Origin of the sequence: Mycobacterium sp. 852002-53434_SCH5985345 (genome assembly GCF_001667155.1) — a bacterium.
In the GTDB taxonomy this organism is placed as follows: Bacteria; Actinomycetota; Actinomycetes; order Mycobacteriales; family Mycobacteriaceae; genus Mycobacterium.
The window spans coordinates 1-24,706 of sequence record NZ_LZIE01000082.1; the positions used below are offsets into that span (position 1 = coordinate 1).

Sequence of the window (24,706 nt, forward strand, 5' to 3'; positions counted from 1 at the left end):
GGCTGGGGGCAACCCCCCAGCCCGCCGGTGCCGCGTTGTCGGCTCTTAAGCCCCTCAAGCCGCTGTCGGTGGTGCTGGCCGGCGGGGGCACCGCCGGTCACGTCGAGCCCGCGATGGCGGTGGCCGACGCGCTCAGCGCGCTCGATCCGCAGGTGCGCATCACCGCGCTGGGCACCCACCGCGGGCTGGAGACCCGGCTGGTGCCCGAGCGCGGTTACCACCTCGAGCTGATCACGCCGGTGCCGCTGCCGCGCAAGCCCAGCGGCGACCTGGCCCGGTTGCCCCCGCGAGTATGGCGCGCGGTCCGGGAGGTGCGGGCCGTGCTCGAAGCGGTCGACGCCGACGTCATCATCGGTTTCGGCGGATACGTGGCGCTACCGGCGTACCTCGCAGCCCGCGGGATTCCCCGCGGTCTCGGCCGCCGGCGCCGCGTCCCGGTGCTGATCCACGAAGCCAACGCCAGCGCCGGGCTGGCCAACCGGGTCGGCGCCCGCCGTGCCGACCGGGTGCTCTCCGCGGTGCCCGATTGCGGGCTGCCGCGCGCCGAGGTGGTCGGGATACCGGTGCGGGAGGCCATCACCTCGCTGGACCGCGCGGCCCTGCGCGCCGAGGCGCGCAGGCACTTCGGCTTCGCCGACGACGCGCGGGTGTTGCTTGTGTTCGGCGGCTCGCAGGGCGCCGTGTCGCTGAACCGGGCCGTGTCCGGGGCCGCCGCCGACCTGGCCGCCGCGGGCGTGTCGGTGCTGCACGCGCACGGACCAAAAAACACCCTCGAGCTGCGAGAGAGCCAACCCGGTGACCCGCCGTACGTGGCGGTGCCCTATCTCGACCGGATGGACCTGGCCTACGCCGCCGCCGACCTGGCGATCTGCCGGTCGGGCGCGATGACCGTCGCCGAGGTCTCGGCGGTCGGCCTGCCGGCCATCTATGTCCCGCTGCCGATCGGCAACGGCGAGCAGCGGCTCAATGCGCTGCCGGTGGTCAACGCCGGGGGCGGCATGGTGGTCGCCGACGCCGCCTTGACGCCGGAGCTGGTCGCCCGCGAGGTGGCCGGGTTGCTCAACGACCCGCCGCGGTTGGCGGCGATGACGACGGCCGCCGCGCGCGTGGGGCACCCCGACGCGGCGCGGCAAGTGGCACAGGCGGCGCTGGACATTGCCAGGAAGGCAGCGGCGGGAGGGCGACGGTGAACGCCGAACAGCTGCCGCCCGAGCTGCAGCGGGTGCACATGGTGGGCATCGGCGGCGCCGGCATGTCGGGCATCGCCCGCATCCTGCTGGACCGCGGCGCGCTGGTATCCGGATCGGACGCCAAGGAGTCGCGCGGCGTGCACGCGTTGCGGGCCCGGGGCGCGTCAATCCGCATCGGCCACGACGCCTCGTCGCTCGACCTGTTGCCGGGCGGCCCGACCGCGGTGATCACCACCCACGCCGCCATCCCGAAGACCAACCCCGAGCTCGTCGAAGCCCGGCGGCGCGGCATCCCGGTGATTCTGCGGCCGGCGGTGCTGGCGCGGTTGATGGAGGGGCGCACGACGCTGATGGTCACCGGCACGCACGGCAAGACCACGACGACGTCGATGTTGATCGTGGCGCTGCAGCACTGCGGACGTGACCCGTCGTTCGCGGTCGGCGGCGAGATGGGGGAGGCCGGAACCAACGCCCATCACGGCAGCGGCGACTGCTTCGTGGCCGAGGCCGACGAAAGTGACGGGTCGCTGCTCGAGTACACGCCCGACGTCGCGGTGGTCACCAACATCGAGGCCGATCATTTGGACTTCTACGGCAGCGCCGACGCCTACGTCGGGGTGTTCGACGCCTTCGTGGAGCGGCTCGCCCCGGGGGGAGCGCTGGTGGTGTGCGTCGACGACCCGGGCGCTGCCGCGCTGGCGGAGCGCACCGCCGAGCTGGGAATCCGGGTGCTGCGCTACGGATCCGCGCCGGGGGAGGACCACGCCGCCACCCTGTTGTCCTGGGAGCAGCAGGGCACCGAGGCGGTCGCGCACGTCCAGCTGGCGGGCGAAAAGTATCCCCGGGTGATGCGGCTGTCGGTGCCCGGGCGGCACATGGCGCTCAACGCGCTGGGCGCGCTGCTGGCGGCGATCGAGATCGGCGCCCCGGTCGACGCGGTGCTCGACGGGCTGGCCGGCTTCGAGGGGGTGCGCCGCCGGTTCGAACTCGTGGGCAACGCCGGCTCGGTGCGCGTCTTCGACGACTACGCCCACCATCCCACCGAGATCAGCGCCACGCTGGCGGCGGTCCGCACGGTCCTCGAGCAGGGCGGCGGCGGCCGTAGCCTGGTGGTATTTCAGCCCCATTTGTATTCGCGCACAAAGGAATTCGCCGTGGCGTTCGGCCACGCCCTGGATGCGGCCGACGAGGTGTTCGTCCTCGATGTCTACGGCGCGCGCGAGCAACCGCTCGCCGGTGTGAGCGGCGCCAGCGTCGCCGAGCACGTGAGCGCGCCGGTGCGCTACCTGCCCAACTTCTCCGCCGTCGCCGAGCAGGTGGCCGCGGAGGCCGGCCCCGGCGACGTCATCGTCACCATGGGCGCGGGCGACGTCACCTTGCTCGGGCCGGAGATCGTGACCGCGCTGCGGGACAGGGACAACCGCAGCGCGCCCGGCCGGCCGGGGGTGTTGCGATGACCGAGCCGAACGACGCCGACCACCCGGCGACGATGCGGGCCGCGGAGCGGTCGGCCGAGGACGCGGGCAATCTGCACGTGGGCGAGCCCGCCGGGGACGACGTCACCGAGCCGCTGTTCGTCGGGGGGCCCGGGGTCGAAACACCGGTCGCCCCGGACGAATTCGAGGGACCACGCCGGCGGGCGCGCCGCGAACGAGCCGAACGCCGCGCCGCGCAGGAGCGCGCCACCGCGATCGAGGAAGCCCGCCGCGAGGCCAAGCGCCGGGTGAGCGGACGCACGCTCGACGAGCCCAAACCCGCCGCCCGGGGCGTGGTCCGTGGCCTGAAGATGCTGTTGGTGACGGTGTTGCTGGTCGTCCTCGGGATCGGGCTCGCGCTGATCCTCTACTTCACGCCCGCGATGTCGGCCCGCAACATCGTCGTGGTCGGCACCGGGGTGGTGACCCGGGAAGAGGTGCTGGACGCGGCGCGGGTGCGGCCGGGGACGCCGCTGCTGCAGATCAACACCAACCAGGTCGCCGACCGGGTGGCCGCGATCCGGCGGGTGGCCAGCGCGCGGGTGCAGCGGCAGTATCCCTCGGCGCTGCGCATCACCATCGTCGAGCGAGTTCCGGTGGCGGTGAAGGACTTTCCGGACGGCCCGCACCTCTTCGACCGTGACGGCGTCGATTTCGCGACCGGGCCGCCGCCGCCGGCGCTGCCGTACCTCGACGTCGCCGACCCTGGCCCGAACGACCCGGCGACCAAGGCCGCGCTGCAGGTGCTGACCGCGCTGCGGCCCGAGGTCGCGGGCCAGGTGGGCCGGGTCGCGGCCCCCTCGGTGGCCTCGATCACGCTCACACTCGGCGACGGCCGCGTCGTCATCTGGGGGACAACCGATCGCACCGACGAAAAGGCCGAGAAGCTGGCCGCGCTGCTGACCCAGCCCGGGCGGACCTATGACGTCTCGAGCCCCGACCTCCCCACGGTGAAGTAACGACGCCCCGTGTGACCGCCGTAACAGAAAAAATTTGCGGGCGGCGCGTCGGCGCGCCTGCGGGGTTAGGGCGCGCCATACCCATACCGTTCTGGTTGCGCGGAACTACTTGACATAACTCTAACTCTATGGTTGAGGTTGAGGGTTTGCCAGGGAGGCCCGCGGACGCTCGGGAGGAAACCCGTCGCGCAGAACTGAGCCCACCAGGGAGGAAAACGAATGATGACCCCCCCGCATAACTACCTGGCCGTGATCAAGGTCGTGGGTATCGGTGGCGGCGGCGTCAACGCCGTGAACCGAATGATCGAGCAGGGCCTCAAGGGCGTGGAGTTCATCGCGATCAACACCGACGCGCAGGCGCTGTTGATGAGCGACGCCGACGTCAAGCTCGACGTCGGCCGCGACTCCACGCGCGGGCTGGGTGCCGGCGCGGACCCGGAGGTCGGCCGCAAGGCCGCCGAGGACGCCAAGGACGAGATCGAGGAGCTGCTGCGCGGAGCGGACATGGTGTTCGTCACCGCCGGCGAGGGCGGCGGGACGGGCACCGGCGGCGCGCCGGTCGTGGCCAGCATCGCGCGCAAGCTGGGTGCGTTGACCGTCGGCGTGGTCACCCGCCCGTTCTCATTCGAGGGCAAGCGGCGCGGCAACCAGGCCGAGAGCGGCATCTCCTCGTTGCGCGAGAGCTGCGACACCCTCATCGTGATCCCCAATGACCGGCTGCTGCAGATGGGCGACGCCGCCGTGTCCCTGATGGATGCGTTCCGCAGCGCCGACGAGGTGCTGCTCAACGGCGTCCAGGGCATCACCGACCTGATCACCACGCCCGGCCTGATCAACGTCGACTTCGCCGACGTCAAGGGCATCATGTCCGGTGCGGGCACGGCCCTGATGGGCATCGGCTCCGCGCGCGGCGAAGGACGCTCGCTCAAGGCGGCCGAGATCGCGATCAACTCACCGCTGCTGGAAGCGTCGATGGAGGGCGCCCACGGCGTGCTGATGTCGATCGCCGGCGGTAGTGACCTGGGCCTGTTCGAGATCAACGAGGCGGCCTCGCTGGTGCAGGACGCCGCCCACCAGGACGCCAACATCATCTTCGGTACGGTCATCGACGATTCGCTGGGTGACGAGGTGCGCGTCACCGTCATCGCGGCGGGTTTCGACGCCGCCGGCGCCGGCCGCAAGCCCGTGGTGGGTGGCACTGCCGCGGAGAAGGGCGGCGCGCACCGGATCGAGTCTGCGAAGGCCGGCAAGCTCACCTCGACCCTGTTCGAACCCGTCGACGCGGTCAGCGTGCCGGTCCACACCAACGGCGCCACGCTGAACATCGGCGGTGACGACGACGACGTCGACGTACCGCCGTTCATGCGCCGCTGAGGGTCTCGATTTGCTTGCCAGTGCGCGACAAACCGGCCAAGAAACATAGGGGCGGGATGGCGCTGTCCGCTGGCAGGCAGTGCACTCCGGATACTGAAAAGGTGAGCGTGCGCATCCGGCGGGTGACCACCAGCCGCGCGGGCGGTGTCTCGGGACCACCGTTCGACACCTTCAACCTGGGCGACCACGTCGGCGACGATCCGGCGGCGGTGGCTGCCAACCGAGAGCGGCTGGCGGCCGCCATCGGCCTGGGTCCCGACCGCGTGGTGTGGATGAACCAGGTCCACGGCGATCGCGTCGAGGTGGTCGACGGGCCCCGGAGCGCCGTCGACGGCACCGACGCGTTGGTGACCAGCACCCCGCGGCTGGCGCTGGCTGTCGTGACCGCCGACTGTGTGCCGGTGCTGTTGGGCGACGCGCGCGCCGGTGTGGCCGCGGCGGTGCATGCGGGCCGCGTGGGCGCCCAGCTCGGGGTGGTGGCCCGCACCGTGGAGGCGATGCTGGGGCTGGGCGCGCACGTCGAGGACATCTCGGCCCTGCTGGGCCCGGCGGTCAGCGGGCGCAACTACGAGGTGCCCGCGGCCATGGCCGACGAGGTGGAGGTCGCGCTGCCCGGCAGCCGCACCACGACCGGGGTGGGCACCCCCGGACTCGACCTTCGGGCCGGAATCGCTTGCCAGCTAAAGCAATTGGGCGTCACGGCCATCGACATCGATCCGCGGTGCACCGTGGCCGACCCGACGTTGTTCAGTCACCGCCGGAGTGCCCCAACCGGGCGGCTGGCCTCGCTGGTGTGGATGGAGTGACTGCGATGGGGGGTCGGGCACCGGAGAGCCACAGCGACCGCGAAACGGAATTGACCCACGCATTAGCGGCCGTGCGTTCGCGCCTTGCGGCGGCTGCGGAAGCGGCGGGTCGCAATGTCGGTGAAATCGAACTTCTGCCGATTACCAAATTCTTTCCAGCAACCGATGTCGTGACTTTGTCGCGATTGGGTTGCCGGGCCGTCGGCGAATCGCGGGATCAGGAAGCGTCGGCAAAAGTGAGCGAAGTCACCAAACTCTTGGCGGCCGCGTCGCGGGCGGACGTACCGGCCCTGCGCTGGCACATGGTGGGCCACATTCAGCGAAACAAGGCCCGGTCGGTTGCCCGCTGGGCGCACACCGCCCACTCGGTGGACAGCTCCCACCTCGTCACCGCGCTCGATCGGGGCGTGTCGGCGGCCCTGGCCGAGGGCCGCCGCTCCGATCCGATGCGGGTCTACGTTCAGGTCAGCCTCGACGGCGACGAGACGCGGGGCGGCGTCGACATCTCGGCGCCGGGAGCGCTCGACCAATTGTGCGCGCAGACCGAGGACGCGAAGTGCCTGGAACTGGCCGGTCTGATGGCCATTCCGCCGCTGGGCTCGAGTCCCGACGCGGCCTTCGAGCGCCTGCGGACCGAGCACCTGCGCGTCCTGGAATCCCATCCGAACGCCGTCGGCCTGTCGGCCGGCATGTCCGACGATTTCGAAATTGCCGTCAAACACGGATCGACGTGTGTGCGTGTCGGTACCGCGCTATTGGGTCCCCGGCCGCTACCGTCACCGTATTAAGTCACTGTAGTCACATCTTCATCACTGACACCAAGCATCAGGGGCTAGAAGGGGTCAACGCAATGAGCACACTGCACAAAGTCAAGGCCTATTTCGGTATGGCCCCGATGGACGACTACGACGACGAGTATTACGACGACCACGCACCCTCGCGTGGTTTTCCGCGGCCGCGTTTCGACGACGGGTACGGCCGCTACGAAGGGCGCGACTACGACGACCCGCGTGAGCCCGCCGACTACCCGCCGCCGAGCGGCTACCGCGGCGGCTACGGGGAGGAGCCGCGCTACGGCGCCGTCCACCCCCGCGAGTTCGAGCGGCCCGATATGGGTAGGCCGCGATTCGGATCCTGGTTGCGCAACTCCACCCGCGGCGCGCTGGCGATGGACCCGCGCCGGATGGCGATGATGTTCGAAGAGGGCCACCCGCTCTCGAAGATCACCACGCTGCGGCCCAAGGACTACAGCGAGGCGCGCACCATCGGCGAGCGGTTCCGCGACGGCACCCCGGTCATCATGGACCTGGTGTCCATGGACAACGCCGACGCCAAGCGGCTGGTCGACTTCGCGGCCGGATTGGCCTTCGCGTTGCGCGGCTCCTTCGACAAGGTGGCGACCAAGGTGTTCTTGCTCTCGCCCGCGGACGTCGATGTCTCCCCCGAGGAGCGTCGCCGGATCGCCGAAACCGGTTTCTACGCTTACCAATAACCCGCGGTTGAGCGGCGCCGGGTTCGGCGCCGCTTCGGTGGCCGGACCGGCTGCGATGTGGCCCGAGGACCGGAGTCGGTACGCTGGCAGGCGCCGCGAAAGCCCGCGGCGCTTGACATCTCATCGGTAAGGTCGGGGCTCTTCAGTTGGTGCTGTTCTTTCAGATCCTTGGGTTTGCGCTCTTCATCTTCTGGCTGCTGCTCATCGCCCGGGTTGTCGTCGAGTTCATTCGCTCGTTCAGCCGTGACTGGCATCCCACCGGCATCACGGTGGTGATCCTCGAGATCATCATGTCGATCACGGATCCGCCGGTGAAGTTGCTGCGGCGGTTGATCCCGCAGCTCACCATCGGGGCGGTCCGTTTCGACCTGTCCATCATGGTGTTGCTGCTGGTCGCGTTCATCGGCATGCAGCTGGCCTTCGGCGCCGCGGCGTAGGCCGATCCGGCGCGCCGGCGGGGGCCGCCTTCCAGCCCGGAGACGGTTCGGCCACGTTTTAGCCTCGGTTTGGTGCCCGCGATTTAAAAATTCTAAGGTTTCGGATTTTATTGCCCTGAGTGTTTGAAATTGGTTCTTATTTATTGGCCTAAACAGCAACGGTCGCGCCTGGTGTGACAGGATGGACGGCAGTTGCACGACGGCTACCACTGCGTTCTACACTTTCCAGAACGTTAGACAGGAACTTGAGGGGACGAAACAATGCCGCTTACACCAGCCGACGTCCACAATGTGGCGTTCAGTAAGCCACCGATCGGCAAGCGGGGCTACAACGAAGACGAGGTCGACGCCTTCCTCGATCTGGTGGAGGCCGAGCTGACGCGGCTCATCGAAGAGAACAGCGATCTGCGTCAGCGGATCGAGGAGCTGGACCAGGAGCTTGCTGCCGGCGGCGGCGCCAGCGCAGCTCCCGCGGCCGCACCCACCCAGGCGATCCCCGTCCCCGAGCCGGAGCCGGCGCCAAAGGCGGCACCGGTCGCCGCACCCGCCGCACCCGCCCCTTCCGCGGCGAGCAACGAGGAACAGGCCATGAAGGCCGCTCGGGTGTTGAGCCTGGCCCAGGACACCGCCGACCGGCTGACCAGCACGGCCAAGGCGGAGTCGGACAAGATGCTGGCCGACGCCCGCGCCAACGCGGACCAGATCCTCACCGAGGCCCGCCAGACCGCCGAGACCACGGTCACCGAGGCCCGGCAGCGCGCCGACGCGATGCTCGCGGATGCGCAAACCCGCTCCGAGACCCAGTTGCGTCAGGCCCAGGAGAAGGCCGACGCCCTGCAGGCCGACGCCGAACGCAAGCACTCCGAGATCATGGGCACGATCAACCAGCAGCGCACCGTCCTGGAAGGCCGCCTCGAGCAACTGCGCACCTTCGAACGCGAGTACCGGACCCGGCTCAAGACCTACCTGGAATCGCAGCTGGAAGAGCTCGGCCAGCGCGGATCGGCGGCGCCCGTCGACTCCAGCGCCGACGCAGGCGGATTCGACCAATTTAATCGGGGTAACAACTAGCCTCACAGGCGTGCCGGACACTCGCCAAGCTGCGCGGTTGGCACACTAGACCTGCACACGAACTGGCTGCCCGCTCGCCGCTTGGAGGATGACCGATGCTGATCATTGCGCTGGTACTGGCCCTGGTCGGGCTCGTCGCGTTGGTGTTCGCCGTGGTCACGAGCAACGAGCTGGTGGCCTGGGTGTGCATCGGCGCCAGCGTGCTCGGGGTGGTGCTGTTGATCATCGACGCGCTGCAGGAGCGGCAGCGGCGCGACGCGGGCGGAGCAGCCCAGCACGAGGACGAGGTTCAGGCCGAGGCCGGCGACGAGGCCGTCGACTACCCCGAGGACGCCCCGCAGGAATCCAGCGAAGCTGACGCAGAGGCGACCGAAGAGTCGGCGGTGCCGGCCGAGGGCCGCGGCGACGAGGCCGCCAAGTAGTACTCAGCCGGTTGGCGTGGCGAGCGTCTCGCGCACCTCGTCGTCGCTGACCTGGTGAAAATCGCCGTACACCTGGCCGACAGCTTCGAATCCGGGCGGCATCGTCACGCACACCACCTCGTCGGCCTCGAGCCCGAGCTGACGGCAGGTCGACGGCGGCCCCACCGGGACCGCGACGACTATCGATCTGGGACCGGCGGCTCGCACGGCTCGGACGGCGGCCAGCATGCTTGCGCCGGTGGCGATCCCGTCGTCGACCAGGATCACCACCTTGCCGCGCGGGTCGGCCACCGGGCGGCCGCCCCGGTACGCGTCCTCGCGGCGGGCGAGCTCGGCCGTCTCGCTCTCGATCACCTCGCGCACCTCTTCGTCGGTGATGTGCAGGCTGGACACCACGTCGTCGTTCATCACGACGCCGCCTCCGCTGGCCACGGCGCCCATCGCGAGCTCCGACCAGCGTGGCACCCCGAGCTTGCGGACCAGGAACACATCGAGGGGGGCGTGCAGCGCGGCGGCGATCTCCCAGGCGACGGGGACGCCGCCGCGCGCCAGTCCGAAGACCAGCACGTCATCCCTGTCGCGATAGGACATGAGCTGCTCGGCGAGCGCGTGACCGGCCTCGCGACGGTCGCGGAACGTGCGCGTCGCAGTGCGCCGGAGGAATCCATTGGGTGTCATCGGTCGCGTTCCACCCTACGGCGTTTCGTGGCGGCCGCGCCGGTCAGCGAACCCGGTCGCGCCGGTCCGGGCTCGCCGTCCCCACATCGGAGCGGGACGCGGTGACGAGATGCTCGAACGTACCGGTCACGTCCAGGATGCGATCGAGGAATCGCGGTCGGTTGTCCAGGTGTAGACGCACGCCCTCCTGACAGCTGCGTCGATGGACCAGGAGCAGGGCGGACAGACCCGCGGAATCGCAGAAGGCCAGTCCGGAGAGGTCGAGATGCAGGTCAGCCAGGGCGGGCTGCCGGCCGAGTAGTTGACCGGCGGCGTCGACCATGGCGTCGACGGTTTCGTAGACCAGGTCGCCGGAGATCTGCACGCAGGCCGATCGTCCCGTCGTGGCGACACTCAGGAACAGGTTCATCGGGACGCTCCGGCGGCGGCGAGGGCATCGTTTGCTGTCCGCAGCAAGCGCTGGCTGCGGGGGAACTCCTTGAGTTGCGCATCCAGCAAATCCAACACGGGGTGAAGCGATGCCGCCGGAACGCCCCGCGCGGCGAGGATGTCGGCGGTCCAGGTGATGAAGTCGGCGAACAGCGCGTCGTCGTCGGTGTACAGGCTCACGGTGAGGAAGTCGACGATGTGGGCGACGTCCTCGACGGTGTGCTGGCGCTGCGGCGCGGAGTAGGCGCGCATGGCGGGAAAGCGGTCCTCCAAATCGGTGACGGTGGACTTGACCAGCTGACCCGCGCTCCGGCTCACCATGGTGTACTCCTGGTCGGCCAGATGGGGCAGGTCACTGACCGGTTGGCGGCTGAAAGTGCGTCGAACGGCGGGGAATTCGCGGCGCAGGCGTTCGTCAGCGGTTCGCGCGTCGGGTGCCCACGCGTCAGCGCCCAGCTGCCGGGCGAAACGGCCGTCGCGGCCGAACGCGGCCCCGCCGGCCAGGACGGGGAAACCGGCGGACTGGCACGCGATGATCGCGGCGTGCGCGTTGGGCAGCCCGGTGGGGATCGAGCAGGAGAGCGCCACGACGTCGGGTCCGTGCTGGTGCAGGTGGGCGATCAGGTGCGGGGTCGGGACCTGCGCTCCGAGGAAGTCGACCTGCCAGCCACGCAGCCGCAGGACCTCCGCCAGCAGCCGGGCGGGCAAAGCGTGCCACTCGCCGTCCACGCACGCCAGAGCGAGCCGGCCGCCGTGCGTCGGGACTTTGCCGGCCGGGTGGTGGGCCAGCGCGGCGATGACGCGGTCGTTGATGGCCGTGGCCGCGTGCTCCTGCGCGACGCTGATGCGGTTGGCGGCCCATTCGGTGCCCACCTTGCGCTGGACGGGGGCGATCACCTCCAGCAGCACGTCCTCGTGCGTCATGCCCGCATCCATCGCGGCGAACACGCTGGCTGCCGCCGCGTACTCGTCGCGGTCGGCGAGGGCTCCCCAGAGCCGCTCGCGGATCACCAGTTCGTCGGCGGCACCGGTAGCGCGTGGGGCGGTCATATCGGTGTCGTAGGACCTCATGCCACGTACCTGCCCCGCGTGTGGCCGTCGACGGCGCTGAGGTGGGTGCGCTGCGGGGCGGTGATCGCCACGACCGCGATGTCGTCGTGCACGCGTTGTCCCACCCACTGCGTGGCCAGCATCAGGACGCGTTCGACGACCGCCTCGGCCGGCATTCCGGCACATCCGGTCAGTGCTGCCGCCAGGCGCTGCTCACCGAAGAAGTCACTGCCCAGCGGACCGCCGCGGGCCTCGGTGATGCCATCGGTGTACAGCACGCACGTCTCGCCCGGCGCCAGGGAAGTCTCAAACGATTGCACAGTGATGCGCTCCAGCGCGCCGACCAGCGTGCCCTTGGTGTTGGCCTCTTCCACCTGCCCGTCGTCGCGCACGATCAACGGCGGCGGATGCCCGGCGCAGGTCAACCGGAGCACCACCTGGCCGTCCCGGTAGGCGACCGAGGCCAGGACCAAAGTGGCGAACCGGGTGTGGTCCGACGACAACATGGCGCGGTTGAGCAGCGTGAGTACGCTCTCGTGGTCCTGCGCCAGCGGCGTCAGGGCCTGCAGTGTGTTGCGGATCTTGCCGGTCATCACGGCGGCCTCGAGCCCCTTACCGCACACGTCGCCCAGCACCACCAGCGTCTCGTCCTCGGGGCGCGCGGCGGGATGGAAGTCGTAGAAGTCGCCCCCGACCACCTCGTAATCCTTCGAAGCCCGGTAGCCGCCGGCGAATTCGATGCCGTGCAGCCCATGCAGCGGGGGAGGCAACAGGTCACGCATCAGGGTGCGGGTGATGGCGGCCTGTTCGGCGTAGAGGCGTGCGGCGGACAACGCCGCCCCGGCGCGGGCGGCGAACAGGCCGGCGAAGAGTTCTTCGTCCGCGCTGTACACCGGCCGATCGGTGCGTCGCAGCAACACCAGAGCCCCCGCCGAAACCCCGTGCCCGGGCAGCGTCAGGATCATCACGGACCCCACCGGTCCCGAGAAGTGTTGAGGCACAAGCCAATCGGGTACTGTCACGGGATCGATCCAGCCCGAGGAAACGGGCGGAAACCCGTGCAGTGCCTCGCTCAAACCCGCCACCACCGCTGGGTCGGCGTCGACGCTGCACTGCTCCACGGCCCCGGCCGCGCTGCTGTAGAAGACCGGCAGCCGCCGGCCGCGGCCCGCGGGGGCCACCAGCACCGCCGCGTCCGCCAGGTGCCGGGCGGCCATCTGCACCGTCGCTTCCCGGCAGCGGTCCACGTTCAGCGCCGCGGTCAACACGGAAGACGCCTCGAGCAGGATCGCGGTGCGTTCCTGCTCGCGCGCCAGCGCTTCTTGGGCCTCCCGCAACAACTGGCCGGTGTCCTCGACCAGCGACCACGCCACCTCGCCGCTGGGCAGAACCGCTGCGTGCGCGTCGAATTTTCGGCTCCCCACCCCTCCCGAGACGACGGACGCGTCCCGATCGACCGCCCCGGGCTCAAGCTCGACGAGACGATGATGTGCGCGCGACAGCCAGTCAACCGACTCGTCGATCCGGCCGCCCTGCGTCGCGCCCGGCAGCAGGGACTGGGCCGACCCGCTCAGAGCCCGCACGACTCCCTCGCGATCGATGACCAGCGTGGGGCAGGGCACGGCCGCCCACAACGCGTCGAGGTCGATCTCGACGCCTACGTGGGCACCATCATGCATGCGGTTGACCTGTCAACGCGGAATGGTTGATCTTGCTGACGTTGCGCCGACTCTGGGCGTATTGGCTTGCGGGAGAGGGCCGTTCGTACTGGCCGTGCGTCGCACGTGCAGCGGAGGGCCATTTCTCGACCCCAATAGCGCAAACTCTACACGGCCCGCTCTCCCGACTCCGAGGCGAGAAGCGACCGTGCGCCATGCGTGTCCGAGGGGGGACTTGAACCCCCACGCCCATTAGTAGGGCACTAGCACCTCAAGCTAGCGCGTCTGCCATTCCGCCACTCGGACAAACCAACCGCATGGGTTGGCAGCTAAGGCTATCGGATTGTCTCACGCGCGCCCAACCCAGCCGGGCCGCTCAGCATCGAGCCCGGCGGCCCCGGCAATGGTAGGAAAGGTGGTTGTGACCGCCCAGACCGAGTTCCCGACCGGCCCGAGTGACGACGTGGTCGAGGTCGTCAGCAGGCTGATCCGATTCGACACCACCAACACCGGCGAACCGGAGACCACGCGGGGCGAGGCCGAGTGTGCGCAGTGGGTCGCCGAGCAGCTCGCCGAGGTCGGGTACGCGCCCCAATACGTGGAATCGGGTGCCCCGGGCCGCGGCAACGTGATCGCCCGCCTCGCGGGCGCCGACAGCTCGCGCGGCGCACTGCTGATCCACGGCCATCTCGACGTGGTGCCGGCCGAGCCGGCCGAGTGGAGCGTGCACCCGTTCTCCGGTGCGGTCAAGGAGGGGTTCGTCTGGGGCCGCGGAGCGGTCGACATGAAGGACATGGTCGGCATGATGATCGTGGTGGCCCGGCGGTTGAAGCAGGCCGGGATCGTGCCGCCACGGGATCTGGTGTTCGCCTTCCTTGCCGACGAGGAACACGGCGGCACCTTCGGGGCGCAATGGCTGGTCGACAATCGGCCCGACCTATTCGAGGGCGTCACGGAGGCGATCGGCGAAGTGGGCGGCTTCTCGTTGACCGTGCCCCGCCGCGACGGGGGCGAACGCCGGCTCTATTTGATCGAGACCGCCGAGAAGGGTCTGTCCTGGATGCGGCTGACCGCCCGCGGCCCGGCCGGGCACGGATCGATGGTGCATGACCGCAACGCTGTCACCGCCGTCGCAGAGGCGGTCGCCCGGTTGGGCCGGCACCAGTTTCCCCTCGTACTGACTGACACCGTCGCGCAGTTCCTGGCGGCCGTCAGTGACGAGACCGGGCTGACGTTCGACGTCGAGTCGGGCGACCTGGCGGGGGCGGTCGAAAAGCTCGGCCCGATGGCCCGCATGCTCAAGGCCGTGCTGCACGACACCGCGAACCCGACGATGCTCAAGGCCGGGTACAAGGCGAACGTCGTCCCGGCCGTCGCGGAAGCAGTGGTCGACTGCCGAATCCTGCCGGGCCGCAAGGAGGCCTTCGAGGCCGAGGTCGACGAACTGCTCGGCCCGGACGTCACACGGGAGTGGATCAAGGACTTCTCGTCGTATGAGACGAGCTTCGACGGTGACCTGGTGGACGCCATGAACGCCGCCGTGCTGGCGCTGGACCCGGACGGCCGCACGGTTCCCTACATGCTCTCCGGTGGCACCGACGCAAAATCGTTCGCGCGCTTGGGTATTCGTTGTTTCGGTTTCAGCCCGCTGCGGTTGCCGCCGGACCTCGATTTCACCGCGTTGTTCCATGGTGTCGACGAGCGGGTACCCGTTGACGCGCTGAGGTTCGGCACCGAAGTGCTGGCACACTTCTTGACACACTGCTGAAGACACGACACGTAACGAGAGGATCGCTCATGAGCACCGCGCCCGACCCGTACGCCGCGCTGCCGCAGCTGCCGACGTTCACCCTGACATCGGACTCGATCACCGACGGCCAGTCTCTGGCAAAGCCGCAGGTCAGCGGGATCATGGGCGCGGGTGGAGAAGATGTCAGCCCGCAGTTGAGCTGGTCGGGATTCCCGGGGGAGACCCGCAGCTTCGCCGTCACCGTCTACGACCCCGATGCGCCGACGGCCTCGGGCTTCTGGCACTGGGCGGTGGCCAACCTGCCGGCCGACGTCACCGAACTGCCCGCCGGCGCGGGGGACGGGAGCGACCTGCCCGACGACGCGCTGACGCTGGTCAACGACGCCGGCATGCGCCGCTACATCGGTGCGGCGCCGCCGCCCGGGCACGGTCCGCACCGGTACTACATCGCGGTGCACGCCGTGGATGTCGACAAGCTGGACCTCGGCGAGGACGCCAGCCCCGCCTACCTCGGCTTCAACCTGTTCCAGCACGCGATCGCGCGCGCCGTTATTCACGGCATCTACGAACAGAAGTAGCCACTCGTCCTACGCCGACCGTCTTGTCGGTGGGCGGTCGTAGTATTCGAACATGCGTTCGAGTGATCGTCAGGACATCGCGGCGGATTACGCCGCGCTGAGTGAGGTCGTCTCCCGCATCCTCGGGCATTCGTATGAGGCGCTGACTACTCCAGAGCGGTTGCGATTATTGGAGATCCTGGAGTGTGAGACGCGCCGGCTGCAGACACCGAGTTATCAGCTCATCAATCAGGTTGCCGAGCAGGCTGATTCGGCCGAGTTGGGTGGCAAGCTGTCGTGGGCGTTGGCCGATCGGCTGCACATCACTCGCGGCGAGGCCGGCCACCGCATCGCGCAGGCTGCCGACTTAGGGCCGCGCCGGGCGCTGAGCGGTGAGCCGTTGGCACCGGTGTTGCCCGCCACGGCCGCGGCCCAGCGCGCCGGGGCGATCGGGGCCGATCACGTGGCGGTGGTCCGGCGGTTTTTCCACCAGCTGCCGGAATCCGTCGACATCGACACTCGGGAGCAGGCCGAGAAACACCTTGCGTCGCAGGCCACCCACTATCGCCCCGATCAACTCGCCAGGCTCGCCCGCCACTTGACGGACTGCCTCAATCCCGACGGCAACTACACCGATGCCGACAGGGCGCGGGCCCGGGGGCTGGTGCTGGGCTGTCAGCAGGCCGACGGCATGTCCAAGCTGAGCGGCTGGCTCACCCCCGAGGCCCGCGCCACCTGGGAGGCGGTGCTGGCCAAGCTGGCCGCGCCAGGGATGTGCAACCCCGACGACCAGACACCGATCGCCGAGGGCGCCCCGAGCGACGAGGCGGTGCAGCGTGACACCCGCAGCGCCGCGCAGCGCAACCACGACGGCCTCAACGCCGCGCTAAGGGCAATGCTTTGCAGCGCCAACCTGGGTCAGCACAACGGATTACCCGCGGCCATCGTCGTGACCACCACGCTCAATGACCTCGAGTCCGCCGCCGGCAAAGCCCTCACCGCCGGGGGCACCCTGCTGCCGATGTCCGACGTGATCCGGCTGGCCCGCCACGCCCACCACTATCTGGCCGTCTTCGACAAGGGCAACGCGCTGGCGCTGTATCACGCCAAGCGCCTGGCCTCACCGGGGCAACGAATTGTCTTGTACGCCAGAGACCGTGGCTGCTCGGCCCCGGGCTGCGACGTGGCCGGCTACTACTGCGAAGTCCACCACGTCCAGGACTGGGCCAGCACCCACCGCACCGACATCGATCAACTCACCCTGGCCTGCGGACCCCACCACCGCCTCCTGGACAACGGCTGGACCACCCGAAAACGCGCCAACGGCGACACCGAATGGATCCCACCACCGCACCTGGATCGCGGTCAGCCACGCACCAACACCTTCCACCACCCGGAGAAGGTCCTGGCCGAAGACGACGACGAAGAAGCCGACGAAGAAGGGGCGGCTTAACTTGCCGGCCCGCCGGGGGCCGGCGCCGCCGAGCCGACCGCATCGCTGAGCGAGGCGAAGCCGCCGTCGCGCAGCCGACGGGCGACGCCGTCGTGAATGCGCTTGGGCCACAAGCCTCCTCCGTAGATGAAGCCGGTATAGCCCTGCAGCAGCGACGCGCCCGCGGTGATGCGTTCCCACGCGTCGTCGGCCGTTTCGATGCCACCGACGCTGATCAGCACCAGGCGATCACCGACCCGGCCATACAGCCGGCGCAACACCTCGGTGGCGCGGCGCGCCACCGGCGGCCCGGAAATGCCGCCGGGGCCGAGCGCGTCGACCCCCGGCGTCCGAAGGCCCGCACGCGACACGGTGGTGTTGGTGGCGACGATCCCGGCCAGGCCCAGCTCGACAGCCAGGTCGGCGACGTCGTCGAGATCGGCGTCGGAAAGATCGGGCGCGATCTTGACCAGCACCGGCTTCGACGTCTCGGCGAGGACGGCCGACAGGATTGGCCGCAGCGACTCGACGGCCTGCAGGTCGCGCAGACCGGGCGTGTTCGGCGAGCTGACGTTGACCACCAGGTAGGACGCCAGCGGTCCGACCAGGCGGGCGCTGGCCCGGTAGTCGTCGACGGCGTCGGCGGCCGGCGTGGACTTCGTCTTGCCGATGTTGACCCCGATCGGGATGTCGGGTCGGTGACGCGCGAGCTGGATCGCCAGCGCGCCGGCGCCGAGGTTGTTGAAGCCCATCCGGTTCAGCAGGGCTCGGTCCGCGGGCAGCCGGAACATGCGCGGGCGCGGGTTGCCGGGCTGCGCGTTCGCGGTGACGGTCCCGACCTCGGCGTAGCCGAACCCCAGTGCCCCCCAGGTCAGTAACCCCTTGCCGTCCTTATCGAAGCCGGCGGCCAGGCCGAGCGGCCCCGGGAACTGCACCCCGAACACCGTGCTCGCCAGCGCCGGATCGGTGGGGCCCAGCAGGCGGTGCAACAGCCGCCGCGGCAGGCCGACGGCGGTGGCGCCGCGCAACACCGCGAAGACCAGCGTGTGGATGCGCTCGGGTGGAACCAGGAAGAACAGCCGTCGCACGACGCCGTACACCACGCCTTCGCGCGGTTGGGGCACGGTCACAGTTCCGGTTGGTCAGGCCGCCGGGTGTTCAGCCGAGACTTCTTGCGGCGCAACAACACCCGCCTGCTACCATCGGTATACAGCCGCACCCGGGTCAGCTCCCAGCCCCGGTATTCGGCCTCGATGGACAGCCGGATGGACGCGCTGACACGGGTCACCTCGGGTGGCAGGCGCAGCGGCACCCACTCGTATTCGTCGGACAGCTCGGCGTCCCAGCCCGCGGGCAACTGACTTCGGCGCGGCGCGGTCAACGCTTACCCGCCGCGTGTTCGATGACCTGAACCCCCGCACCGGACCCCGACACCACGTACAAGGTGTCTGACGCTTCGTCGAAGGCCAGTGAGTTCGGTTGCTGCACGGTCGGGTAACGCACCTTTTCGACGGGAATTCCGGTGGACAGATCGTAACCAATCACGATATTGGAAGCGGTCTGGGTTACCCAGCTCAACTCGCGGGAGCCGGCCAGGCCGTATGGCGCCTGCGGCACCGGATAGGCCTGCCGCAAGATCAGCGGGTCGACGCCGTACGCCAGCAGCTGGCCGCCCCGGGTGTCGGCGACCAGCACCCGACCCCACGGGTCCGCGGCCATGGTGGTTGCGCCTTCGCCCGCCCGCAACGCCTGGCGGGCTTGGCCGTCGGCGCCGATCGTGGTCACCGAGGTTTGCCCCCGGTCCAGGACGGCTGTCGTATTCCCTTGCGTGGCAAGCGCATCGACGTGGGCGAAGATCTTGGTCCGGCTCCCGACGGTAGCGGTGTCGACGCTGGCCGGGGTCGGCGAGGCAAGGATATAGACGGCCCCGTCGGCGCTGCCCAATACCAATTTGCCGTCGGCGCGTTGGGCCACCGCGGTGAAGTCGACCTGCGCGGCGTCGGTGACGTTCACCTGCCTGGTGTGGCCGGTGGGCAGGTCGACCACGAAATAGCCACCCCGGGCGGCCAGAAAGAGCGTGCCGTGTCCGTCGTCGGTCAACGAGGTCGCCGGCCCCGGCAGGTCGATGACCCGCGGTGCGGCGGTCGGCCCACCGAAGACCGTGACGGTGGCCGGCCCCGGCGGGGCGGCGGCGGGCGCCAGCACCGCCAGCTGGCGGGTCCCGCCGTCGAACGCCGCGGCGGTGGCGCGGGCGGCCAGCGCGCGCACCTCGCCGGCCGGGTTCTGCGACACCGGCGGCGACACGGCGGCCACGGCCGGTTCGATGGTGGGCGGTGCGGATTTGAATGTATTCGACGAACATCCCGCGACGACGCCCAGCAAAAGCGCGGCGCCAAGCAAACCCCGGTGAGCTGCCGCTCGGCGACGCATGTGCGTTGACAGCAATTATTTTCCCTCGCGTAACGACTATGGACTGGGCATACTAAGGAACGCCTTCGCATCCAATATGGCCATGTCGTCTACATCAAGTCCCGCGGGCGAGGTATGGTCGGGCCATGGCCGTCACCGTTGACCGGCATACCGCGGAGAAAGAGTTTGCTGTCGAGGATTTGTCGACAGGCATTTTCGCCAGCGGGTATGGACAAGTCGGTGATGGGCGCAGTTTTGCGTTCCACATCGAGCACCGATCGCTTGTCGTCGAAATTTACCGACCGCGCCTTGCCGGGCCGGTTCCCCAGGCGGATGAGGTGGTCGCCAGGGCGATCCGCAGCCTGGTCGACATCGATGTCTCCGACGAGCGCAGCCTGATCGCCGCCGTTCGTGACTCGGTGGCGCACGCGGTCCCGGTCGCGCGCTAGTCAAGAACCCGCCCCCGCACCGGGTACGGTCGTGATCGTGGTTTGGGCGGCGTATCGGTGGGACACCGCGGCATGACGGTCATCCTGTTGCGCCACGGTCGCTCCACCTCGAACACCGCCGGCGTCCTCGCCGGACGCTCCGAGGGCGTCGACCTCGACGACAAGGGCCGCGATCAGGCCGCCGGGCTGATCGACCGGATCGGTGACCTGCCCATCCGCGGGCTGATCAGTTCGCCACTGCTGCGTTGCCGGCGCACCCTCGAGCCGCTCGCCGAGGCGCTGTGCCTCGAGCCGCTCGTCGAAGACCGGCTCGCCGAAGTGGACTACGGGGACTGGACCGGCCGCAAGATCGCCGAGCTGGCCGGCGAGCCGCTGTGGCGGGTCGTGCAGGCCCACCCGAGCGCGGCGGTGTTCCCCGGCGGCGAGGGGCTGGCGCAGGTGCAGGCGCGCGCCGTGGCCGCCGTCCGGGAACACGATCGACGGCTGGCGGCAGAGCACGGCGGCGACGCCCTGTGGGTGGCCTGCACTCACGGCGATGTCATCAAGGCGGTCGTCGCCGACGCCTACGGCATGCACCTGGACGCGTTCCAGCGGGTCACCGCCGACCCGGCGTCGGTGAGTGTGATCCGATACACCGAACTGCGCCCGTTTGTGTTGCACGTCAACCACACCGGTGCGAAGTTGGCTGCAGCGCTGCGGGCCGGACCACCGCCCAAGGACGAGCCCCAGGATGAGGCGAAGGCGAAGACGGACGGTGAGTCCGGGACGGGGCCAACGGAACAGCCGACCGCGGCCGTTGCGTCCGGCGACGCGGTGGTCGGCGGCTCGACTGATTAATTCAGCTGTCGCGGGGCAATCGAATCGCACGGCGAAGGCAACAGCCGGTATTTTGGAGGTGCCATGGCCCGCGCAATTCACGTCTTCCGCACACCCGACCGCTTCGTGGCCGGGACCGTTGGTCAGCCCGGAAACCGCACGTTCTACATCCAGGCGGTGCACGACGCCCGGGTGGTGTCGGTGGTGTTGGAGAAGCAGCAGGTGGCGGTGCTGGCAGAGCGCATCGGTGCGCTGCTGCTCGAGGTGAATCGCAGGTTCGGCACCCCGGTGCCGCCGGAGCCCGCCGAGGTCGAGGACCTGAACCCGCTGATCACCCCCGTCGACGCCGAGTTCCGGGTCGGAACCATGGGCCTGGGCTGGGATTCGGAGGCCCAGACCGTGGTGGTCGAGTTGCTGGCCGTCACCGACGCCGAATTCGACGCGTCGGTGGTGCTCGACGACACCGACGAGGGTCCCGATGCGGTGCGGGTGTTCTTGACGCCGGAGTCGGCGCGGCAGTTCGCCACGCGCTCCAATCGCGTCATCTCAGCGGGACGCCCGCCGTGCCCGCTGTGCGACGAGCCGTTGGATCCGGAGGGCCATATCTGCGCGCGCGCCAACGGCTATAGGCGCAGCGCGCTGCTCGGGCCTGACGATGAACTTGAGGCCTGACGACCGTGAGGTGTTGCGCAACGGCGAGCTGACGGTCATCGGACGCATCCGCTCAGCCAGCAACGCCACCTTCCTGTGCGAGTCCACACTCGGCGAATCGACCGTGCACTGCGTCTACAAGCCGGTCTCCGGCGAAGCCCCGCTGTGGGATTTTCCCGACGGAACGCTGGCCGGCCGCGAACTCGCGGCCTACCTGGTGTCGACGCAGTTGGGGTGGAACATCGTGCCCTACACGGTGATTCGTCACGGGCCGGCCGGTCCGGGCATGCTGCAACTCTGGGTGGACCAACCCGGCGACGCGGCCGACTCCGACCCCAGACCCGGCCCCGACCTGGTCGACCTGTTTCCCGCCAACAAGCCCGAGCCGGGTTATCTGCCGGTGCTGCGGGCCTACGACTACGCCGGCGACGAGGTCGTCCTGATGCACGCCGACGACATCCGGTTGCGCCGCATGGCCGTCTTCGACGTGCTGATCAACAACGCAGACCGCAAAGGTGGCCACGTGCTGCGCGACATCGAGGGGCACGTCTACGGCGTCGACCACGGGGTGTCCCTGCACGTCGAGAACAAGCTGCGCACGGTGCTATGGGGCTGGGCCCACAAGCCGGTCGACCAGAAAATGTTGGACGCGGTCGCCGGGCTCACCGAGGTCCTGGGCGGCTCGCTGTGCGACGAACTGGCCGAGCACATCACGCGGGCGGAGATCGCGGCGTTGCGCAGGCGCGCGCACGCGCTGCTGGACGATCCGGTGATGCCGGGACCCAACCGGCACCGACCCATTCCGTGGCCGGCCTTCTAGTGGCGGTCGCAGCGTCGGAGATACTGAACCGGTGAGCCTGGCCCCGGATGAGCTGACCGACGCCGCACTGGCCGCCGAACTCGCCGCGGACGCGGGGGAGCTGCTGCTGAAAGTGCGCGACGAGATCGGCTTCGGTCATCCGTGGGCGTTGGGCGACGCCGGGGACACCCTGGCCAACGAGCTGATCCTGCGGCGGCTGCGCGCCGAGCGCCCCGGCGATGCCGTGCTCAGCGAGGAAGCCTACGACGATCTGGTCCGGCTCAAGCACGACCGGGTGTGGATCATCGATCCGCTGGACGGCACCCGCGAGTTCTCCACGCCGGGCCGCGACGACTGGGCGGTGCACATCGCGCTGTGGCAGCGTCCCAGCGGCGAAGCCACCAACGGTCAGCGAGAGATCACCGACGCCGCGGTGTCGTTGCCGGCCCGCGGGAACATGGTGTACCGCACCGACACCGTCACCGCCGACGCCGCGCGGGTCGGCATACCCCATACGTTTCGCATCGCCGTCAGCGCCACCCGGCCGCCCTTCGTGCTGCACCGCATGCGCCAATCGTTGGCGATCCAGCCGGTGGCCATCGGTTCGGCGGGCGCCAAGGCGATGGCCATCATCGACGGCGACGTCGACGCCTACCTGCACGCGGGCGGCCAATGGGAGTGGGACTCGGCGGCGCCGGCCGGCGTCGTGATGGCCGCCGGCATGCACGCGTCACGCCTGGACGGCTCGCCGATGCGCTACAACCAGTTCGATCCGTACCTACCCGATTTCGTGATGTGCCGCGCCGAGGTGGCACCGATCCTGCTCGCTGCCATCCGCGACGCATGGCGCTAGGTCACCGCGTTTAGAGTCGTTGGCATGCAGTCGTGGGAGTTTCCACCGGTCCCGGTATTGCCGGGACGTGGACCGGAGCTTCGGCTGTATGACACCTCCGATCGCCAGGTGCGGCCGGTGGCGGCCGGATCGACTGCGACCATGTACGTCTGCGGCATCACCCCGTACGACTCCACTCATCTCGGGCACGCGGCCACCTATCTCACCTTCGACCTGGTCTACCGACAGTGGCTGGACCTCGGCCACGCCGTGCACTACGTGCAGAACATCACCGACGTCGACGACCCGCTGTTCGAGCGCGCCGACCGCGACGGCGTCGACTGGCGCGAGCTCGGCGATCGTGAGGTCGCGCGCTTCCGCGAGGATATGGCGGCGCTGCGCGTCCTGCCGCCGCGCGATTACGTTGCGGCCACCCAGGCGATCCCCGAGGTGGTCGAGCTCGTCGAGAAGATGCTGGCGTCGGGGGCGGCGTACGTCGTCGACGGCGACTACCCGGACGTCTACTACCGGGCGGACGCCACGCCGCAGTTCGGCTACGAGTCAGGCTACGACCGCGAAACCATGCTGCGGCTCTTCGAGCAGCGCGGCGGCGACCCGCACCGGCCCGGCAAGACCGACGAGCTGGACGCCCTGCTGTGGCGGGCCGCGCGGCCGGGGGAGCCGAGCTGGCCGTCACCGTTCGGCGACGGCCGCCCCGGCTGGCACGTCGAGTGCGCGGCGATCGCGCTCAGCCGCATCGGCAGCGGCCTGGACATCCAGGGCGGGGGCAGTGACCTGATCTTCCCGCACCACGAGTTCACCGCCGCGCACGCCGAGTGTGTACGGGGTGAGCGGCGATTCGCGCGGCACTATGTGCACGCCGGAATGATTGGCTGGGATGGGCACAAGATGTCCAAGAGCCGCGGCAATCTGGTGCTGGTGTCGACGTTGCGGGCCCAGGGCGTCGAGCCGGCGGCCATCCGGCTGGGACTGCTGTCCGGGCACTACCGCGCGGATCGCTTTTGGAGCCAGCAGGTGCTCGACGAGGCCAACGCCCGGCTGCGGCGCTGGCGCACCGCGACCGCCCTGCCCGCCGGCCCGGACGCCGACGTCATCACGCGGGTGCGTCAGTACTTGGCCGACGACCTAAATACCCCTAAAGCCCTTGCTGCGCTTGATGGTTGGGCCGCCGATGCGCTCGAATACGGGGGCCATGACACCGAGGCGCCGAAGCTGGTAGCAACGGCGATCGATGCCCTACTCGGCGTCGAACTCTGATCGCGGCGCATTGTTGTCGGCCCGCGGAACGGTTGTCGGGATGGTGCATTACGCACCGAATCCGCAGTGCTGCGCGGTGGGGTCGCCGACTGTTGGCGAGTCTCCCGACGCCCGCAGAATGTTTGCTAGAATCCCTCGTTCAATATTGTGGATGACCAGAAACGCCTGTTCAACGCATGTATAACTTGCACCTATGTAAATTATGACTCACTAATTTGCGTTTGCTGAAAACCTAGCATGGGTATATATCTATAGGAAGTGGTCGGCTGAAGAATGCGGTGAGACCAATGGGAACGGACAGCGAGTCGGCGGAGCCTTCGGAAGGCCGCGACTTGTTGGACGCCGCCTGGCGGCCTCGGGGTGCACCGCAACTGGATCGTTACGCATGAGATCAGACACACATGAGATCAGACCAGTTCGCCCGAGGTGCGCAGCCGGATACGGCTAAGGAGCCTCTGTTTGTGATACGAGCCGGGGCAAGCCCTCGGAGTGGTTCCTAAGGCTGCGGCCAGTGTCCGCGGAAAGCCCCATCGCACGTTGGACCCAATCGGTCCGGTCGACCTCGACCACTGCTTTAGCCGGAACGCGGGGCCGCAGTGCGCCCCGCGAGAAGTCAGGTAGGCATCCGGTGGGGCGGGAGGGTCGTTGTACGTGGTCGATAGTGGCGCGGGATGCGGAGTTTCGTCGTGCGT

General features: G+C 69.3%; 25 protein-coding genes, 1 tRNA gene and 1 pseudogene. 19 read left to right on the plus strand and 8 right to left on the minus strand.

All coding sequences use genetic code 11. The annotated features are described in order from the left end of the window. Positions 1–2 precede the first annotated feature (2 nt). The 10 genes from murG (at position 3) to A5756_RS21030 (ending at position 9,226) form a co-directional block, all read left to right on the plus strand. Entirely contained in the window at positions 3–1,190 is a 1,188-nt protein-coding gene (gene murG / locus A5756_RS20985; protein ID WP_082960069.1) for an undecaprenyldiphospho-muramoylpentapeptide beta-N-acetylglucosaminyltransferase, read from the plus strand. After that, on the plus strand, positions 1,187–2,647 hold the full coding sequence (murC, locus tag A5756_RS20990; RefSeq protein ID WP_066957028.1) for a UDP-N-acetylmuramate--L-alanine ligase: 1,461 nt from the start codon (positions 1,187–1,189) through the stop codon (positions 2,645–2,647). The genes murG and murC overlap by 4 nt, the downstream gene beginning before the upstream one ends. Beyond that, positions 2,644–3,624 carry a cell division protein FtsQ/DivIB gene (locus A5756_RS20995; protein WP_156659737.1) on the plus strand — a complete coding sequence of 327 codons (981 nt, stop codon included), beginning with the start codon at positions 2,644–2,646 and terminating at the stop codon, positions 3,622–3,624. The genes murC and A5756_RS20995 overlap by 4 nt, the downstream gene beginning before the upstream one ends. Before the next feature lie 222 nt (positions 3,625–3,846). After that, positions 3,847–4,998, plus strand: a complete 1,152-nt coding sequence (gene ftsZ / locus A5756_RS21000; RefSeq protein WP_066957092.1) for a cell division protein FtsZ — start codon at positions 3,847–3,849, stop codon at positions 4,996–4,998. A 101-nt stretch (positions 4,999–5,099) separates the two neighbouring features. Continuing rightward, the gene (gene pgeF / locus A5756_RS21005) at positions 5,100–5,804 is read left to right on the plus strand and encodes a peptidoglycan editing factor PgeF (RefSeq protein WP_066957030.1); all 705 of its coding nucleotides are present in this window, start codon (positions 5,100–5,102) and stop codon (positions 5,802–5,804) included. A 5-nt stretch (positions 5,805–5,809) separates the two neighbouring features. Next, the gene (locus A5756_RS21010) at positions 5,810–6,592 is read left to right on the plus strand and encodes a YggS family pyridoxal phosphate-dependent enzyme (protein WP_066957033.1); all 783 of its coding nucleotides are present in this window, start codon (positions 5,810–5,812) and stop codon (positions 6,590–6,592) included. A 62-nt stretch (positions 6,593–6,654) separates the two neighbouring features. Beyond that, positions 6,655–7,296, plus strand: a complete 642-nt coding sequence (locus A5756_RS21015) for a cell division protein SepF (RefSeq protein WP_066957036.1) — start codon at positions 6,655–6,657, stop codon at positions 7,294–7,296. Between the two features lie 146 nt (positions 7,297–7,442). Continuing rightward, the gene (locus tag A5756_RS21020; protein ID WP_007170773.1) at positions 7,443–7,733 is read left to right on the plus strand and encodes a YggT family protein; all 291 of its coding nucleotides are present in this window, start codon (positions 7,443–7,445) and stop codon (positions 7,731–7,733) included. A 261-nt stretch (positions 7,734–7,994) separates the two neighbouring features. Further along, positions 7,995–8,804 (plus strand): DivIVA domain-containing protein, encoded by an 810-nt coding sequence (locus A5756_RS21025; protein ID WP_066957039.1) that lies wholly within the window; start codon positions 7,995–7,997, stop codon positions 8,802–8,804. Positions 8,805–8,899: 95 nt separating this feature from the next. Continuing rightward, entirely contained in the window at positions 8,900–9,226 is a 327-nt protein-coding gene (locus A5756_RS21030; protein ID WP_066957041.1) for a hypothetical protein, read from the plus strand. Positions 9,227–9,229: 3 nt separating this feature from the next. Here the strand turns inward: A5756_RS21030 and A5756_RS21035 are convergent. The 5 genes and pseudogenes from A5756_RS21035 to A5756_RS21055 all read right to left on the minus strand — a co-directional run. Then, positions 9,230–9,910: pseudogene (locus A5756_RS21035) on the minus strand (phosphoribosyltransferase); the annotation flags it as partial. A gap of 37 nt (positions 9,911–9,947) precedes the next feature. After that, positions 9,948–10,313 carry an STAS domain-containing protein gene (locus A5756_RS21040; protein WP_066957047.1) on the minus strand — a complete coding sequence of 122 codons (366 nt, stop codon included), beginning with the start codon at positions 10,311–10,313 and terminating at the stop codon, positions 9,948–9,950. Further along, positions 10,310–11,404 carry a cobalamin-dependent protein gene (locus A5756_RS21045; RefSeq protein WP_156659741.1) on the minus strand — a complete coding sequence of 365 codons (1,095 nt, stop codon included), beginning with the start codon at positions 11,402–11,404 and terminating at the stop codon, positions 10,310–10,312. Before A5756_RS21045 ends, A5756_RS21040 begins: the two co-directional genes overlap by 4 nt. Continuing rightward, entirely contained in the window at positions 11,401–13,062 is a 1,662-nt protein-coding gene (locus A5756_RS21050) for a PP2C family protein-serine/threonine phosphatase (RefSeq protein ID WP_066957049.1), read from the minus strand. The genes A5756_RS21045 and A5756_RS21050 overlap by 4 nt, the downstream gene beginning before the upstream one ends. A gap of 199 nt (positions 13,063–13,261) precedes the next feature. Then, a tRNA-Leu gene (locus A5756_RS21055) sits at positions 13,262–13,347 on the minus strand. A 97-nt stretch (positions 13,348–13,444) separates the two neighbouring features. Between A5756_RS21055 and A5756_RS21060 the strand changes: the two genes are divergently transcribed. Genes A5756_RS21060 through A5756_RS21070 form a run of 3 tightly spaced genes read left to right on the plus strand, consistent with a single transcriptional unit; the run spans position 13,445 to position 16,801 of the window. Continuing rightward, positions 13,445–14,809 (plus strand): M20/M25/M40 family metallo-hydrolase, encoded by a 1,365-nt coding sequence (locus A5756_RS21060; RefSeq protein WP_066957052.1) that lies wholly within the window; start codon positions 13,445–13,447, stop codon positions 14,807–14,809. Positions 14,810–14,838: 29 nt separating this feature from the next. Next, complete coding sequence (locus tag A5756_RS21065) at positions 14,839–15,369, plus strand: YbhB/YbcL family Raf kinase inhibitor-like protein (protein WP_066957055.1); 531 nt, start codon at positions 14,839–14,841, stop codon at positions 15,367–15,369. Positions 15,370–15,421: 52 nt separating this feature from the next. Continuing rightward, positions 15,422–16,801, plus strand: a complete 1,380-nt coding sequence (locus tag A5756_RS21070) for an HNH endonuclease signature motif containing protein (protein WP_066957058.1) — start codon at positions 15,422–15,424, stop codon at positions 16,799–16,801. Here the strand turns inward: A5756_RS21070 and A5756_RS21075 are convergent. From A5756_RS21075 to A5756_RS21085, 3 genes are read right to left on the minus strand one after another with little or no spacing between them, the layout of a single operon-like run. After that, on the minus strand, positions 16,798–17,880 hold the full coding sequence (locus A5756_RS21075) for a quinone-dependent dihydroorotate dehydrogenase (RefSeq protein WP_197505374.1): 1,083 nt from the start codon (positions 17,878–17,880) through the stop codon (positions 16,798–16,800). The genes A5756_RS21070 and A5756_RS21075 overlap by 4 nt on opposite strands. Positions 17,881–17,906: 26 nt before the next feature. After that, complete coding sequence (locus A5756_RS21080) at positions 17,907–18,161, minus strand: DUF5703 family protein (RefSeq protein ID WP_066957062.1); 255 nt, start codon at positions 18,159–18,161, stop codon at positions 17,907–17,909. Then, positions 18,158–19,210, minus strand: coding sequence for a YncE family protein (locus A5756_RS21085; protein WP_066957065.1), 1,053 nt, complete (start codon positions 19,208–19,210; stop codon positions 18,158–18,160). The genes A5756_RS21080 and A5756_RS21085 overlap by 4 nt, the downstream gene beginning before the upstream one ends. 125 nt (positions 19,211–19,335) lie before the next feature. Between A5756_RS21085 and A5756_RS21090 the strand changes: the two genes are divergently transcribed. The 6 genes from A5756_RS21090 (at position 19,336) to mshC (ending at position 24,014) form a co-directional block, all read left to right on the plus strand. After that, positions 19,336–19,638 carry a hypothetical protein gene (locus A5756_RS21090; RefSeq protein ID WP_066957068.1) on the plus strand — a complete coding sequence of 101 codons (303 nt, stop codon included), beginning with the start codon at positions 19,336–19,338 and terminating at the stop codon, positions 19,636–19,638. 72 nt (positions 19,639–19,710) lie between these two features. Then, on the plus strand, positions 19,711–20,475 hold the full coding sequence (locus A5756_RS21095) for a histidine phosphatase family protein (RefSeq protein WP_066957071.1): 765 nt from the start codon (positions 19,711–19,713) through the stop codon (positions 20,473–20,475). Between the two features lie 63 nt (positions 20,476–20,538). Further along, the gene (locus A5756_RS21100) at positions 20,539–21,126 is read left to right on the plus strand and encodes a DUF3090 domain-containing protein (protein ID WP_066957074.1); all 588 of its coding nucleotides are present in this window, start codon (positions 20,539–20,541) and stop codon (positions 21,124–21,126) included. Continuing rightward, positions 21,110–21,925 carry an SCO1664 family protein gene (locus A5756_RS21105; RefSeq protein WP_082948012.1) on the plus strand — a complete coding sequence of 272 codons (816 nt, stop codon included), beginning with the start codon at positions 21,110–21,112 and terminating at the stop codon, positions 21,923–21,925. Before A5756_RS21100 ends, A5756_RS21105 begins: the two co-directional genes overlap by 17 nt. A 31-nt stretch (positions 21,926–21,956) precedes the next feature. Next, entirely contained in the window at positions 21,957–22,757 is an 801-nt protein-coding gene (locus tag A5756_RS21110) for a 3'(2'),5'-bisphosphate nucleotidase CysQ (RefSeq protein WP_066957080.1), read from the plus strand. A gap of 24 nt (positions 22,758–22,781) precedes the next feature. Continuing rightward, a complete protein-coding gene (mshC, locus tag A5756_RS21115) occupies positions 22,782–24,014 on the plus strand; it encodes a cysteine--1-D-myo-inosityl 2-amino-2-deoxy-alpha-D-glucopyranoside ligase (RefSeq protein WP_066957083.1) in 1,233 nt (410 codons plus the stop codon). Positions 24,015–24,706: the final 692 nt, after the last annotated feature.